Origin of the sequence: Trichocoleus sp. ST-U1 (assembly GCF_039961835.1) — a bacterium.
In the GTDB taxonomy this organism is placed as follows: Bacteria; Cyanobacteriota; Cyanobacteriia; order Cyanobacteriales; family FACHB-T130; genus FACHB-T130.
Map to the genome: position 1 here is coordinate 1 of NZ_JAMPJZ010000123.1, position 12145 is coordinate 12145.

Consider the following 12145-nt stretch of genomic DNA (forward strand, 5'->3'; position numbering starts at 1 on the left):
AGAACACGGAGATGTCAAGTACATCATCCTACCCACGATTTCTGGACTTGAACACAAAGTCTTCGTGGGTCCCTTTGCTAGATGTTTTCCGCTTGCACAGGTTTTTGTGGCTCCTTCTCAGTGGAGTTTCCCCCTCAATCTCCCCCTCAGTTGGCTGGGTTTGCCTTCCAAACGCACTCAGGTACTTCCACAAGACAGCAGCACCACCCCCTTTGCCAACCAGTTTGACTACGCGATACTAGGTCCCATCTACCTGGGACCGGGTAAGTTTGCGGAAGTTGCATTTTTTCATGCGCGATCACGCACGCTACTTGTAACCGATTCGGTAATTTCCATACCAGAAGATCCGCCTGCAATTGTCCAATTAGACCCCTATCCTTTGCTGTTCCATGCCAAGGAGCAAGCGTCTGATATCGTTGCCAACACTCAGGCAAATCGCCGGAAGGGATGGCAGCGCATCTCCCTATTTACTTTGTATTTCCAACCAGGCGTGCTAGAAGTACCGAAATGGGGTGATGTGTTTCGCAATGCTCTCAAAGCACCAGAACGTTCCAAAAAAGCTTATTTTGGTTTGTTTCCCTTCAGATGGAAGCCAGATTGGAAACGGTCGTTCGATGCGCTGCGAGGAGATGGTCGTCTGTTTGTGGCACCAATTCTACAAACTTTGATTCTCAACCGCGCACCGAAAGAAACTATCGAATGGGCAGATAAGGTAGCAAGTTGGGACTTTCAGCGAATTATTCCCTGCCATTTTGACTCGCCAATTCAAGCAGAACCGCATCAGTTTCGACAAGCATTCTCCTTCCTAGAAAAGCGCCCTTCTCAAAGTGCAGGATTGTTCAGCAATAGCACTTATCCCTTACCAGAGGAAGATTTTCATTTACTAAAGGTACTGGATAAAGGTTTGAATAAGCTTGGCATCGTACCACCAGCAAAGGAAAAGGTATAGGAAAAAGAGCAATGCGTAAAGTTATCCTGTTCATTGCATCCAGTTTAGACGGTTATATTGCGCGGCAGTCTGGCGACATTGACTGGTTATTTACAGACCAAGATTACGGCTATTCAGAATTCTTCGCCAGTGTTGATACTCTTCTGATGGGTAGGAAGACTTACGAGCAAGTGCTGACTTTCGGTGAGTATCCTTACAAAGGTGTAAAAAGCTATGTGTTTACAAAAAATCCTCTCTTTCCAGCAGATAGCAATGCTGAAGTTATCAGGGAAGACATCACGGAATTTGTAGAGAAATTGCGTCAGGTAGATGGAAAGAATATCTGGTTAGTTGGCGGATCTCAACTGACTCATGCCTTGATGAGTCAGAACCTAGTAGATGAGCTAATTCTTTCAATACATCCAACGATATTGGGTGAAGGAATTCCATTATTTGATAATGGAACAATTTCTCAATCTTTGAATCTTACTAAATGTCAAACTTATGATTCTGGTCTTGTGCAACTGTCTTATGATGTAGGGCATTAAAGTGAGTAAATGGCAATAGCAATCGATGCGCTGTTTCAGTTCTTGCTGCAATGCAAATTGGCACAGGTTTTATCAACGCTTGATTCCTTTAAATCGTTCTTGCGCTGTTTTAAACGCTTCTTGCATCACAGATTGAATTTTCTGCGGATCGGGTTTTTTACCTCCCATTAAGTCACCGAAATAGACGCAGGCACCTTCGCCCAATGACCAGGTGTAGGCAGCTGCCCAGGAAGCAGCGATCGCGCTCCCAAAACCAGGCAAGAATTTAATTAACTCCCGTCCAACTGCCCGTGCTAGGAAACCACTGGCGATCGCGCTAACGACACCTCCCGCCTGCGATGGACTCAGGGTTTGCCCGTACAATTTTCCTAACAGACCGACCATTGAGACTTGCAAGGCAGTTAGGACAGGCATGGTGGCAAACGGCAACGGTACTGCCTCAATCGCAGCTGCCATGATAGAAAATGCCAACATATAACGGCGTCCAACATCCCGGTAGAGGTTGCCAATTTGTTCGCTAGCGCCCTTATCCAATAATTGATAAATCGCCCGCGCTTCCGCTTCTGGTAGGAGGTCTGCCAAGGTATCTCGCAACGCCTCTAAGCCATAAAATACCGGAGTGTAACCATCTTCTTCCAGGGTGAAGTCAATGATAACGGAGCGATCGCACACTCCGGCAAACGCTTGTTGAATGGCACCGAAAGCTCGGTTAACCTCCTCATAGTCGGGTAGATAAGCGGGATGATCGTCAGTACCGGGAGGATAAACCTCATGCAAACAGGTGACAGCCAGCAGACAAGGAATATCTGGATACTGCTGACGCAGCTGAGTCGTAATCTGTCGCAGTGTGTCGGTTGCAAAATCATTAATTTTGACCGTCAGAATCAGAATTCTGGCAGAACGGCTCTCCTGTTGCAAATCGCCAACCAATTCTTTAACGATCGCCTGAGTGTCCTGATTTACATCTCCTAGCCCGACCGTATCTGTAAAAATGAGTAACGGCACATCGCTCGAAGGATAAGCATACCGTTCCGTGTGTTGCGTGTGAGGGCGAAATCCCTGACCGACAATCTCAGCAGAAACGCCTGTCAGCCCCCGCACAATCGAACTTTTCCCCGCTTGAGGTTTCCCAATCAAAAGGGCTTCTGTCGTGGGGAGTTCAGCTCGAACCGTCTCCAAAATTTCTGCAACCCGGTCTTCGCTGACACTAAACCACCCAACAGTCTTTTGTGCCACTTGTTCTACAGGTAGCAGTTGCCTCAAGCGTGCGGTTGCGTCGTTCCAAACACCCGCAAGGCGGTTTTTGGGAGAATCATTGACCGACTCAGTCGTCACAGCATCCGTTGGTTCGCTAGGTTGCTGAGAATCCATTGACGACGAATCAGCATCACGTTGCTCAGTCATAGACATTAAAACGGCGGATAGATTCAGATTACATCGTGTCTATACTTCTAGACTACAAGCAAGCTACTCGTCGCTCTCGCCGATCGGAAAACTAATATAAACCGATAGAAGCCTTCTGTGAACGCAGACAGGTACAATCAGCATGCAGTGGGACGAGCAACGAGGGCACAGAGAAATCTGGGAGTAAAGCAGCTATGCAATTTGTATCCGATCCACCGATCTCGGTCAAAATCCGTAAGATGAACGAAAGAGTGCGATGGCTTGCACCGAGTCTTGTGGACAGAGGAATCGATCAAACCCGGATGGTTTTAGACGATGGCGCTTCTGACACTCCGGAGTTCTCATTTTTAGTTGTGGGGGATAGTGGCTCCGGCTCCTATCGAGGATACAACCCCCAACGACAAATCGCAGAACTCATGCTTGCCCACCGCGAACAGAGCCGTTTCGTGTTGCACACCGGCGACGTGATCTATCTGGTTGGCTCCAGTGAATACTACCTAAAAAACTTTATTTCTCCCTACCGAGAGTTTTTGGTAGGAGGCGATCGCCCGGAACGCATTGCCTACGATCAAATGGTCTTCAATATGCCGTTCTTGCCGGTGCCAGGGAACCACGATTACTATGACTTACCCTTTATCTATGGTTTAATCGCCCAGGCTTCGCTGCCCTTACGCCGCCTGCTGCGCTCCCAGTTAGATTTGGACATTGGCTGGCACGGTTCGGGTCAAGGGAATGCCTATGCACGAGCGTTTCTTGACTACCTCAAAGCGTTCAATAGCGAGAGTGAACTGGCTCGTCATCTAGATCGTCATTACACTGCCAAGACGGATACAGGTCGCTGTCTTTCTTATCAACCGGGACGCTTCACCCGCTTACCTAACCGCTATTACACGTTTCGTAGCGGTGGGATTGATTTCTTTGCACTCGATTCAAATACTTTCAATGCGCCAATCCCCCTGCCAACGACTCAAGAGGGGGACGACTACCGTAGCGAATTGGAAAATCGTCGGTCTGACCTGGAACGGCAGAAACTTCAAATTATGGAAGCCTCAGCTCTACTGAGTTCCGGGCGACCCGAAGAGGCTGAACAGCTGGATGACAATCAAGCCAAACTAGAGCAAATCGACGAACTTTTGATTGACATCAACAAGCAACTGGCAGCCGACGAAACGACAGTCACTGATTTCGAGCAGCTGGACTGGTTGAGGCAAAGGCTGATTGAATCTTGGAATACCGCCGAGGTGCGCGGGCGGGTCATTTATTTCCACCATCCCCCCTACGTCACGGAGGCGACGAAGTGGCACCAGGCGCAAACTTTAGCAGTTCGTCAGCGTCTCCGCCGGGTGTTAGATGCGGTGAAGCAGGCAGTCGGAAACCAGGCGGAGGGGCGTCCGCTGGTCGATCTGATTCTGAACGGTCACGCTCACTGCCTGGAATATCTCCAAACTGGCGATACCGGATACGGTGACTCCAATATCAATTGGATTGTTTGTGGTGGCAGCGGTCACAGTCTCCGCCGTCAGCGGTCTGAGGGAGCGGAATTGACGGAGAATTTTGGGGGTATCAAGGGCGATGATACTCGGTTGGTGGCAAAATCGCTGCTTTTTGTCGGTCGTCATGGTCAGGGGTTGCAGAAGCGACGACCTTACTCATTTTTGCGAATTGATGTCTTTGACGGTTGCCCCCCGAAGTTCAAAGTCCGACCGTTTATCGCTGAGCGCTCGAAGCGAGAGTGGAGTAATAGCGAGATTGAAGCGTTTTCGATCTGAGTTTTTGTGGGGATGAGCGATCGCTCTAGGGTCAGTGACCCTCGGTTTTGTTTTATGTCAGTGCCATCTGCCAGGGAACCATCCACCAGGGGATGAGCGATCGCACATCCCATACTACAGCCTGCAATTCCTTATATATATAGATACACTTGGCAAGATGTCAGGCATAAAACTTAAGCTCAGTCAGGAGTTTAGGTTGATTTACTGCATCCTTCCAAAATTATCAAAATCTTTTCCCCCAACCCCTTGACATTTTATGTAGCATTTCTGTAGTATAAATATATTGAAAGAGGGAAAGAGACAAAAACCTCTAACCCAAAAAAGTCATGATGTTACTTTACATCCAACGAATCGATAAAGGCTGGCATCTGCCAGAATCCTTTGAGGTGAGGCATCAGCCTACTTCCCAAAAATCTGAAGTAGATACTGAACAAGCGGATAATACACACCTCACTCAAACCAAAACTGCTGAATCTAGGCGTAATACCCAACAGGTTTATTACCTAGAAAGGCGATTATTTCTGTAAATATTTTCCATCTTTTTCTGAACCTTGAAAACTGAATAAGAAATCACCTATTTAACGATTGATACTGTGCATTTTTAATTAAGCACAGACATCTCAAGTGGGGGGATAGCCTAGCAAGCAATGCCCCCCACATCTCGGCGATGTAACACGTTTGTAGCAAGATTGCTGAATTGATGAGGCTGTAACTCAGTTGCGTAGAGTGCTTGTCTGTCGAACAAGATGTCGCGGGTTCAAGTCCCGTCAGCCTCGTTCAGCAATCTAGAGATAAAAATTCTTAATCTCATCTCGCTACAAGGTCCCATCGTCTAAGCGGCTAGGACACAGTGCTTTCAATACTGGAATACGGGTTCAAACCCCGTTGGGACTATGGGGCGATTTAGTATCTGTTTCTTCTTGCAGATTATAAATTGCCCAAATCGTCGAGGTCGAGTCGCCAAGAGGCTTAAGGCGTCTCTCTGCAAAAGAGAAATTCGTGGGTTCAAATCCCACCTCGACCTCTCAAAGGGAGTATAGCTCAATTGGCAGAGCAGGCGGCTCTTAACCGTATGGTTGCAGGTTCAAGTCCTGCTACTCCCACTGCCCTCAAGACTGCGATCGAGGGAGTATAGCTCAGGTGGTAGAGCAGCCTTCTCATAAGGGGCTAGCCGTAGGTTCAAGTCCTACTACTCCTACTCAAGCTCAAAGCCTCATCGTTTAGCGGTTTAGGACATCGCCCCCTCAAGGCAAGTACAAGGGTACCCTTCGAGAAGGCTTCGCCTACAAATCCCTTTGGGGCTATCTGGAGAGGTGGCTGAATGGTAAAAGCGCTTTTCTGCTAAAGAAGTTTGGGGCAACCCATTGCAGGTTCGAGTCCTGTCCTCTCCGCCTTTTTCATTTGGGTCGGCTCGCCTATTAGGGTGGGCAGCGGTCTGTAAAATCGTCCTTTTTTGGTTGCAGGTGCAAATCCTGCCCGACCCATTGGACTTTGGATTTTTAATTTTAGATTCAAAGTTCAAATCGTATGTGGGGATGGTGTAATTGGCAACATCTCGATCTCCAAAATCGATGATCTGAGTTCAAATCTCAGTCCCCGCGCCATTGAGAGCGTAGTTTAACTGAATAAAACATCGGTCTACGAAACCGTAGCTTGCTTCCCGGAGGGTAGACGTGGGGGTTCGATTCCCTCCGCTCTCGTCAACTTGGAGAGGTGGTCGAGTGGCTTAAGGCGCAGACTTGGAAAGTCTGATTAGGTTTTACCTAACGCAGGTTCAAATCCTGTCCTCTCCGTTGAAACTTCCCCCGGTAGCTCAGTTGGTAGTTAGCGCCTGTTTGAAGCACAGGAGGTCGTCAGTTCGATTCTGACCTGGGGGGCTGTCGTTGCCTCATAGCTCAATGGTAGAGCCACGCGCTGTTAATGCGGGGGTTGTAGGTTCGAGTCCCACTGGGGCAGCCATTCATTGCCGGGTAGACGAATAGGCAAGTCGCAGTTCTCTGAAATCTGAGATACAGGTTCAAGCCCTGTCCCGGCATCCAATCATTGCCCTGTGGTGTAACTGGCAACATCTCGCTCTTTGAAAGCGAAGTTCTAGGTTCAAAACCTGGCGGGGCAGCCAAATCATGCTCCTGTAGCCCAATTGGAAGAGGCCGCTACCTCAAAAGTAGTTGTAATTTGTGTGTGGGTTCGACTCCCACTAGGAGCATCAAAACTCGCTCCTGTAGCCCAATCGGAAGAGGCAGCAAGCTTAAACCTTGCGCGTTGCTGGTTCAAGCCCAGCCAGGAGTATCTACGGGGTGTGGCGCAGCTTGGTAGCGCGGCAGCTTTGGGAGCTGAAGGACGCAGGTTCAAATCCTGTCACCCCGATATGCCCCTGTGACGTAATTGGAAACCGTCGCTCATTCAGGTCGAGTGTTTTGCAGGTTCGAGTCCTGTCAGGGGTACTTGGCTAACAGCCAATTTTTAACACGATGAGACAGCAAATGCTCAGCTTTAATGGAAAACTACATCTGATATGCTGGCAATATGTTTTCCAGTAAGTTTTGATGAAGTACACTAAAGAACTACTAGAACCAATAGTTCAAGAATCTGTGTCTGTTTCAGAAGTCCTAAGAAAATTAGGAAAGCGGCAATCAGGAAGTATTCATAGCTATGTATCCAAGAAGATTAAAGAGTTAGGAATAGATACATCCCATTTTCTGGGTCAAGCAGCTAACCAAGGAAAATACCACAAAGGAGTACGGAGGCAAACATGGCAAGAGATTCTGGTATTGCGCTCAAGGAATAGAAGAGAAGATGCATACCGTTTGAGAAGAGCACTGATTGAGTTCGGGAGAGAGTATAAATGTGAAAATTCTAACTGTTGTGTTCGAGATAGTTGGCTGGGTAATAAAATAGTTCTTCATGTCGATCACAAAAACGGTAATGGTCTAGATAACAGACCAGAAAACATTCGCTTCCTGTGTCCGAACTGTCACAGCCAAAGTGATAATTACGGATTTTCAAAAGGCTATACAGACACAATTAGCAATGCGAAAGGTTGTAGGGAGCGATACAGACAACGCAGAATGCGTGAAACTGGAAATCAAAATCCTGGAAAAAAGGTTCCTCACATAAAAGCCAGAAAAGTTGAACGTCCTTCTAAAGAAGATTTGCAAAAGCTAGTCTGGGAAAAACCAACTATTCACATAGCTAAAGATTTTGGTGTCAGCGATAAAGCGATAGAAAAATGGTGTAAAGCTTACGGCATTCAGAAACCTCCTAGAGGTTATTGGGCTAAACAACAGTCTCTTCAAGCTCCCGTGGCGGAATAGGTAGACGCACTCAGTTGAGCGCTGAGTTACTTGTGTTGCAGGTTCGACCCCTGTCGGGAGTATCAAAACATCTGGGTGTGGCGCAGTTGGGAGCGCGGCGGTTTCGGGTACCGCAGGTCGCAGGTTCAAACCCTGCCACTCAGATTATTCTTGCCCCTGTAGCCCAATCGGCACGAGGCGCTTTGTTTAGGGCAAAGAGGTTACTGGTTCAAGTCCAGTCAGGGGCATTGGTGCGATGCGGGTGAAGTAGCCAGGGTAGGCTTGGAGGTCTCATAAGCCTCTTATCAGCAGGTTCAACTCCTGCCCCCGCCACCAAATTGCAGGCGTGGTGCAATGGCAAGCATAGAAGTTTCGTAATCTTCTGATGCGAGTTCGACTCTCGCCGCCTGCTTCAAGCAGATGTGGCGTAACCGGAAACATAAGGGCATGGTAAGCCCTTGATGTGTGTACCCTAGCCTTCGGTAACGGCTAACGCCGAACGGGAACGCTGAAGCGAACAACCCCCGCCGTCTGCTTTCTGATTGCAGGTGTGGTGTTAATGGCAACACAGCAGCCTTGTAAACTGCCTATGCGAGTTCGAGTCTCGCCATCTGCTTGGGTGTGGCTATGCTAACAGTCTATTTTTTGAGTTTAAAGAGGAGGGAAATATGACAACGATGACGGTTACAGATGCTTTAGCTCACTTCTTCTCTATATCTTGTTGAACTGAATGGCATGGCTAAAATGCAGAGGCTAATCGTCTGTTAATTTTGTGCTAACGAATTAGAGCAGAAATCATGAGGCGGATTGCGATCGCTCAAGACACGCTAGAAATTCTCGAAGCAGGCTACTACTACTCCCCTGAAGGTAACCGGGTCGATATTGGTCAAGGATTGGTATCCTGTCTTGCTCAGACAAAATACTACGAACCCGATACCCTCTCAACTATCAAACAAAACGTTCTCTCTAGCTCTCCTCAATTCTCAAATATAGAATTTGAGGTTAGGAATGAGACAACTCTGATGGGAGCAGAACGCATAACGCAATCGCAAAACTTTCAAAAAATTGCCGTTCTCAATTTTGCTTCTGCTAAAAACCCTGGAGGTGGATTTCTCAAAGGCGCTCAAGCCCAAGAAGAGAGTCTGGCGCGTAGTTCGGCACTTTATAAAAGCCTGTTAAAATGCCCCGAATACTACGATTTCCATCGTTCTCAGCGATCGCTCCTATACTCCGATCGCATCATCTACTCACCCGGTTGTCCAATCTTCCGAAAAGATGATGGAACGCTTTTAGAGAAACCTTTTCTGGTTGATTTCATAACAAGTCCAGCTCCTAATGCTGGTGCCATTTGGAGAAACCAACCCAAGGATGCTGAAAAAATACCCGAAGTTCTGTATAGTCGCGGTGCAAAATTGTTGAGCTTAGCTGTTTACTATGGATGCGATGCTCTAGTTTTAGGGGCTTGGGGATGTGGGGTATTTAAAAATGAGCCGTCAATGGTTGCCCAAATGTTTGCAGATTTCTTATTACCCAAGGGTCAATTTTGGGGGAGATTCAGAAGCGTCCTATTTTCTGTACTCGACTCTTCTAAAGAAAGCAGAATATTTGGAGAATTCCAAAGTCGATTTTCATCAGAAAAATAGGATTCCCTCACAACTAGAATCAACGCCTCAAGCAGTTTCAGATTTTAGATATGCGGATATGGTGCAATGGCTAGCACATTAGCCTTCCAAGCTTATGATACGGGTTCGAGTCCCGTTGTCCGCTCTGTTAAATATGCGGGTGTGATGTAGCGGCTAGCATCTGAGTGCGCCACACTCAGCGCATGGGTTCAAATCCCATCACTCGCTTTCGTAGTCCTGTAGCTCAATGGTGGAGCGTTTGCCTTACAAGCAAGGGGTTGCGGGTTCAAATCCTGCCAGGACTACCAATTTAGATTGCCTCCATAGCTCAGGGGAAAGAGCAGCACTCTTCTAAAGTGATTGTCCTAGGTTCAAATCCTAGTGGAGGCGCTGGTTTAACGCTTCTTAATTTAAGGAGGTGAATTAAGTTGGTGTGTTGATATTTTGCAATTACGGCGATCGCATCTTGCGTGACCCAATCACTAGAGCCTACATACTTTAGTACGAGAGGAAAAGTAACGCTGTTCAAACACAGCGGGCGTTTGAGAACGAGGAGTGCAAAGAACCCGGCAGGTTTGCTTCAAGGTAGCCATCCTTTAAAGAGTGTGTAACAACTCATCGGCGGAGTCCCTCTAGTAACTGAGAAAACGCATATTGCTCTGATAACTTGCACGCGAGAATGCGATCGCATTCAACAACACAAAACACGGGTCTGTAGCTTAATTGGTAAAGCGTCTACCTTGCAAGTAGAAAGATGTCAGTTCAAATCTGACCAGTATCCACTCAATATGGGTCTGTAGTTCCAATGGGAGAATGCTTCTCTTGCAAAGAAGAGGTTGTGGGTTCGACCCCCACCAGATCCACTGTGTCTGAAGCCAAAGTGGTCGCGGCGCTGATTTGTGGCATCAGTATTAGGGGATTCGAGTTCCCCCAGACACCTTTAAAGTGATAATGGAGGTTATGATGTTAAGATATTTCTGAGAGGTAGATTTCTTGAATTCTTCTTGTTGAGAAGAGTTGATAAAGGCTAATTCAATTCCCTTTTCTAAACAGGCTTGAAACTTACGGGTATCATTATTTTGAATAGACGCTAGTTTTTCTGCCCCGTAAATTGGCTCGTAATGGAAAATACCATTTAACTCAAAAGCTAAATTTAGAGATGGAATGTATATATCCAGCTCTGCGTTTATGGCATCTTTACCATTGAAATGAATTTCCAAGTCTGGATAAAGCTTTAAAAGCTGCTCCTCAAGCCAATCTTCAAGCTTAGAGCGTCTAGTTCCATAGTTTTTATGGCAATTTGTGTAAGTTGCTGAACACGAATGTGAGCAAAAATCTGGGTTGCCCTCTTGTAATCGGTGTCTTTGTTTATAAAAAACCTTACCACAGGTACAACAAACTACTTCCTTCGCTAGGATTGGTTTGACAAATAACGGTAAGCCTGCTGCTTTCAAAGCATTATTCCAACTTCCAAATTTCCTGACAACTGTATTGTGGGTTACTGGGCAAGGAATACTTTTATCTCTAACTTTATTTAATGCAGGAACTTCACCGTGAGACTGATAGTATTCTTGGAACCATTTTATTAGTTGGTCTTGAGTGATTCGCATGACAAGCTTTTAAAGGTCTTGCCATCTTACTATTAAATGGGGTGTGTATCAATAATAAAGTCTTTTTGATAATCGCCATACACCCAAAATTTTGGAAGCTGTTGCCGAGAGGACGGCAACCTGTCTCGAACACAGGAGTGCAGTGAATAACTGTAGGGGTTCGACTCCTCCAGCTTCCGTTATTCAACTCGGAAGATGCCGCCGAATGGACGGCAAGCGGCCTTGAAAACCGTGGTACGGCAGTGATGTCGTAGGGGTTCGATTCCTCCATCTTCCTTTATCCACTGGAGGCTGAAAAGCGAAGCACCGTGCTGATAACGCGGCTATAGAAGGGGCAGTACCTTCCCAGTGGATTTCCCTCTGCCAACGGAATAGGATCTGGTGCTACGAACGCCGGACTTGATGGTTCGACTCCATCCAGAGGGGTTTCCCTTGCCTGCGGGATGCAGACCTAGCCCTCCGAAGGCTGGCGACCAAGTTCGACTCTTGGGCGAGGGGTTATTCCGGGATAGCTCAATAGCAGAGTTCGCGGCTGTTAACCGCGTTGTTGTAGGTACTCTCCCTTGAAGGCTGCGCCTACAAGTCCTACTCCCGGAGCCAATTTTCAACCCGTGTCCTAACAGACAAAGCATACACACTCGGCTGTTAACCGACAAAACCAAATGCTTTTTCGACTTGCACGGGGTAAAACTTCCCTTACCTGCTGGATGCAGACTTATTCCTCCTAAGAATGGTAGCCAAGTTCGACTCTTGGGTAAGGGGTTAATGCCAGATAGCTCAATGGCGGAGCATCCGACTGTTAATCGGAGGGTTGTGGGTTCGACCCCCACTCTGGCAGTTTCGTTTGTGCGGGTGGTTGGCATATCGGCTGTGCAGCTGGCTTTTAACCAGCACTAGATAGGTTCAACTCCTATACCACCCATTATTTCCACTGGAGACCGAAAAGCGAGGTGCAATGCTTACAACATTGC

At 47.3% G+C, this 12145-nt stretch carries 8 protein-coding genes and 33 tRNA genes; 39 read left to right on the forward strand and 2 right to left on the reverse strand.

The genetic code is table 11. The features are described 5' to 3' along the window. Positions 1–949: DUF4336 domain-containing protein (locus NDA06_RS24925; RefSeq protein ID WP_348251905.1), on the forward strand; the 949-nt coding region annotated here is incomplete at its 5' end. 11 nt (positions 950–960) lie between these two features. Next, positions 961–1476, forward strand: coding sequence for a dihydrofolate reductase family protein (locus NDA06_RS24930; protein ID WP_190984980.1), 516 nt, complete (start codon positions 961–963; stop codon positions 1474–1476). A gap of 72 nt (positions 1477–1548) precedes the next feature. Here NDA06_RS24930 and NDA06_RS24935 read toward each other — a convergent pair whose 3' ends face one another. Continuing rightward, the gene (locus NDA06_RS24935; RefSeq protein WP_190984981.1) at positions 1549–2880 is read right to left on the reverse strand and encodes a GTPase; all 1332 of its coding nucleotides are present in this window, start codon (positions 2878–2880) and stop codon (positions 1549–1551) included. A gap of 194 nt (positions 2881–3074) precedes the next feature. Here NDA06_RS24935 and NDA06_RS24940 point away from each other — a divergent pair, with 194 nt between their 5' ends. The 33 genes from NDA06_RS24940 (at position 3075) to NDA06_RS25100 (ending at position 10427) form a co-directional block, all read left to right on the forward strand. Beyond that, entirely contained in the window at positions 3075–4649 is a 1575-nt protein-coding gene (locus tag NDA06_RS24940) for a metallophosphoesterase (protein ID WP_190984982.1), read from the forward strand. A gap of 326 nt (positions 4650–4975) precedes the next feature. Beyond that, positions 4976–5176: a hypothetical protein gene (locus NDA06_RS24945; protein WP_190984983.1), complete on the forward strand. Its 201-nt coding sequence runs from the start codon at positions 4976–4978 to the stop codon at positions 5174–5176. 175 nt (positions 5177–5351) lie between these two features. Further along, positions 5352–5425, forward strand: a tRNA-Asp gene (locus NDA06_RS24950). Positions 5426–5470: 45 nt separating this feature from the next. Then, positions 5471–5543 (forward strand) — tRNA-Glu (locus tag NDA06_RS24955). Positions 5544–5599: 56 nt separating this feature from the next. Beyond that, positions 5600–5673, forward strand: a tRNA-Cys gene (locus NDA06_RS24960). Positions 5674–5679: 6 nt separating this feature from the next. Next, positions 5680–5752 (forward strand) — tRNA-Lys (locus NDA06_RS24965). Positions 5753–5774: 22 nt separating this feature from the next. Further along, positions 5775–5847: transfer RNA gene (locus NDA06_RS24970), tRNA-Met, on the forward strand. A gap of 109 nt (positions 5848–5956) precedes the next feature. Beyond that, positions 5957–6040 (forward strand) — tRNA-Ser (locus tag NDA06_RS24975). 12 nt (positions 6041–6052) lie between these two features. Continuing rightward, positions 6053–6133 (forward strand) — tRNA-Tyr (locus tag NDA06_RS24980). A 45-nt stretch (positions 6134–6178) separates the two neighbouring features. Then, a tRNA-Trp gene (locus NDA06_RS24985) sits at positions 6179–6253 on the forward strand. Positions 6254–6255: 2 nt separating this feature from the next. Beyond that, a tRNA-Arg gene (locus tag NDA06_RS24990) sits at positions 6256–6349 on the forward strand. Positions 6350–6356: 7 nt separating this feature from the next. Further along, positions 6357–6442 (forward strand) — tRNA-Ser (locus NDA06_RS24995). A gap of 9 nt (positions 6443–6451) precedes the next feature. Continuing rightward, positions 6452–6526 (forward strand) — tRNA-Phe (locus NDA06_RS25000). A gap of 7 nt (positions 6527–6533) precedes the next feature. After that, positions 6534–6608: transfer RNA gene (locus tag NDA06_RS25005), tRNA-Asn, on the forward strand. A gap of 5 nt (positions 6609–6613) precedes the next feature. Next, positions 6614–6688, forward strand: a tRNA-Gln gene (locus NDA06_RS25010). 5 nt (positions 6689–6693) lie between these two features. Continuing rightward, positions 6694–6768 (forward strand) — tRNA-Gln (locus NDA06_RS25015). Positions 6769–6774: 6 nt separating this feature from the next. Further along, positions 6775–6855, forward strand: a tRNA-Leu gene (locus tag NDA06_RS25020). A 9-nt stretch (positions 6856–6864) separates the two neighbouring features. After that, positions 6865–6938, forward strand: a tRNA-Leu gene (locus NDA06_RS25025). A gap of 4 nt (positions 6939–6942) precedes the next feature. Continuing rightward, a tRNA-Pro gene (locus tag NDA06_RS25030) sits at positions 6943–7016 on the forward strand. A 3-nt stretch (positions 7017–7019) separates the two neighbouring features. Beyond that, positions 7020–7093: transfer RNA gene (locus NDA06_RS25035), tRNA-Leu, on the forward strand. Positions 7094–7240: 147 nt separating this feature from the next. Next, positions 7241–7963 (forward strand): HNH endonuclease signature motif containing protein, encoded by a 723-nt coding sequence (locus tag NDA06_RS25040; protein WP_348251906.1) that lies wholly within the window; start codon positions 7241–7243, stop codon positions 7961–7963. After that, positions 7946–8025, forward strand: a tRNA-Leu gene (locus NDA06_RS25045). The genes NDA06_RS25040 and NDA06_RS25045 overlap by 18 nt, the downstream gene beginning before the upstream one ends. A gap of 9 nt (positions 8026–8034) precedes the next feature. Next, positions 8035–8107 (forward strand) — tRNA-Pro (locus tag NDA06_RS25050). An 8-nt stretch (positions 8108–8115) separates the two neighbouring features. Further along, positions 8116–8190 (forward strand) — tRNA-Leu (locus NDA06_RS25055). Between the two features lie 92 nt (positions 8191–8282). Then, positions 8283–8354 (forward strand) — tRNA-Thr (locus NDA06_RS25060). Between the two features lie 132 nt (positions 8355–8486). Beyond that, positions 8487–8558: transfer RNA gene (locus NDA06_RS25065), tRNA-Thr, on the forward strand. Between the two features lie 181 nt (positions 8559–8739). Beyond that, complete coding sequence (locus NDA06_RS25070) at positions 8740–9585, forward strand: TIGR02452 family protein (protein WP_190984984.1); 846 nt, start codon at positions 8740–8742, stop codon at positions 9583–9585. Positions 9586–9637: 52 nt separating this feature from the next. After that, positions 9638–9709, forward strand: a tRNA-Gly gene (locus NDA06_RS25075). An 11-nt stretch (positions 9710–9720) separates the two neighbouring features. Beyond that, positions 9721–9792, forward strand: a tRNA-Gly gene (locus tag NDA06_RS25080). Between the two features lie 5 nt (positions 9793–9797). After that, positions 9798–9872, forward strand: a tRNA-Val gene (locus tag NDA06_RS25085). 9 nt (positions 9873–9881) lie between these two features. After that, a tRNA-Arg gene (locus NDA06_RS25090) sits at positions 9882–9954 on the forward strand. A gap of 318 nt (positions 9955–10272) precedes the next feature. Beyond that, positions 10273–10346: transfer RNA gene (locus NDA06_RS25095), tRNA-Ala, on the forward strand. 8 nt (positions 10347–10354) lie between these two features. Continuing rightward, positions 10355–10427 (forward strand) — tRNA-Ala (locus NDA06_RS25100). Positions 10428–10475: 48 nt separating this feature from the next. Here NDA06_RS25100 and NDA06_RS25105 read toward each other — a convergent pair. Further along, positions 10476–11174, reverse strand: coding sequence for a hypothetical protein (locus NDA06_RS25105; RefSeq protein WP_190984985.1), 699 nt, complete (start codon positions 11172–11174; stop codon positions 10476–10478). A gap of 93 nt (positions 11175–11267) precedes the next feature. Between NDA06_RS25105 and NDA06_RS25110 the strand changes: the two genes are divergently transcribed. The 4 genes from NDA06_RS25110 to NDA06_RS25125 all read left to right on the forward strand — a co-directional run bounded on the left by NDA06_RS25110 (position 11268) and on the right by NDA06_RS25125 (position 12096). Next, positions 11268–11353, forward strand: a tRNA-Ser gene (locus NDA06_RS25110). A gap of 323 nt (positions 11354–11676) precedes the next feature. Continuing rightward, a tRNA-Asn gene (locus NDA06_RS25115) sits at positions 11677–11774 on the forward strand. Positions 11775–11940: 166 nt separating this feature from the next. Then, positions 11941–12012: transfer RNA gene (locus NDA06_RS25120), tRNA-Asn, on the forward strand. Positions 12013–12024: 12 nt separating this feature from the next. Beyond that, positions 12025–12096: transfer RNA gene (locus NDA06_RS25125), tRNA-Lys, on the forward strand. The last annotated feature ends 49 nt before the right edge of the window (positions 12097–12145 follow it).

Coding starts and splice junctions, on each gene's coding strand:
- NDA06_RS24930 (WP_190984980.1), top strand. CDS start 961: ATGCGTAAAGTTATCCTGTTCATTGCATCCAGTTTAGACGGTTATATT.
- NDA06_RS24935 (WP_190984981.1), bottom strand. CDS start 2,880: ATGACTGAGCAACGTGATGCTGATTCGTCGTCAATGGATTCTCAGCAA.
- NDA06_RS24940 (WP_190984982.1), top strand. CDS start 3,075: ATGCAATTTGTATCCGATCCACCGATCTCGGTCAAAATCCGTAAGATG.
- NDA06_RS24945 (WP_190984983.1), top strand. CDS start 4,976: ATGATGTTACTTTACATCCAACGAATCGATAAAGGCTGGCATCTGCCA.
- NDA06_RS25070 (WP_190984984.1), top strand. CDS start 8,740: ATGAGGCGGATTGCGATCGCTCAAGACACGCTAGAAATTCTCGAAGCA.
- NDA06_RS25105 (WP_190984985.1), bottom strand. CDS start 11,174: ATGCGAATCACTCAAGACCAACTAATAAAATGGTTCCAAGAATACTAT.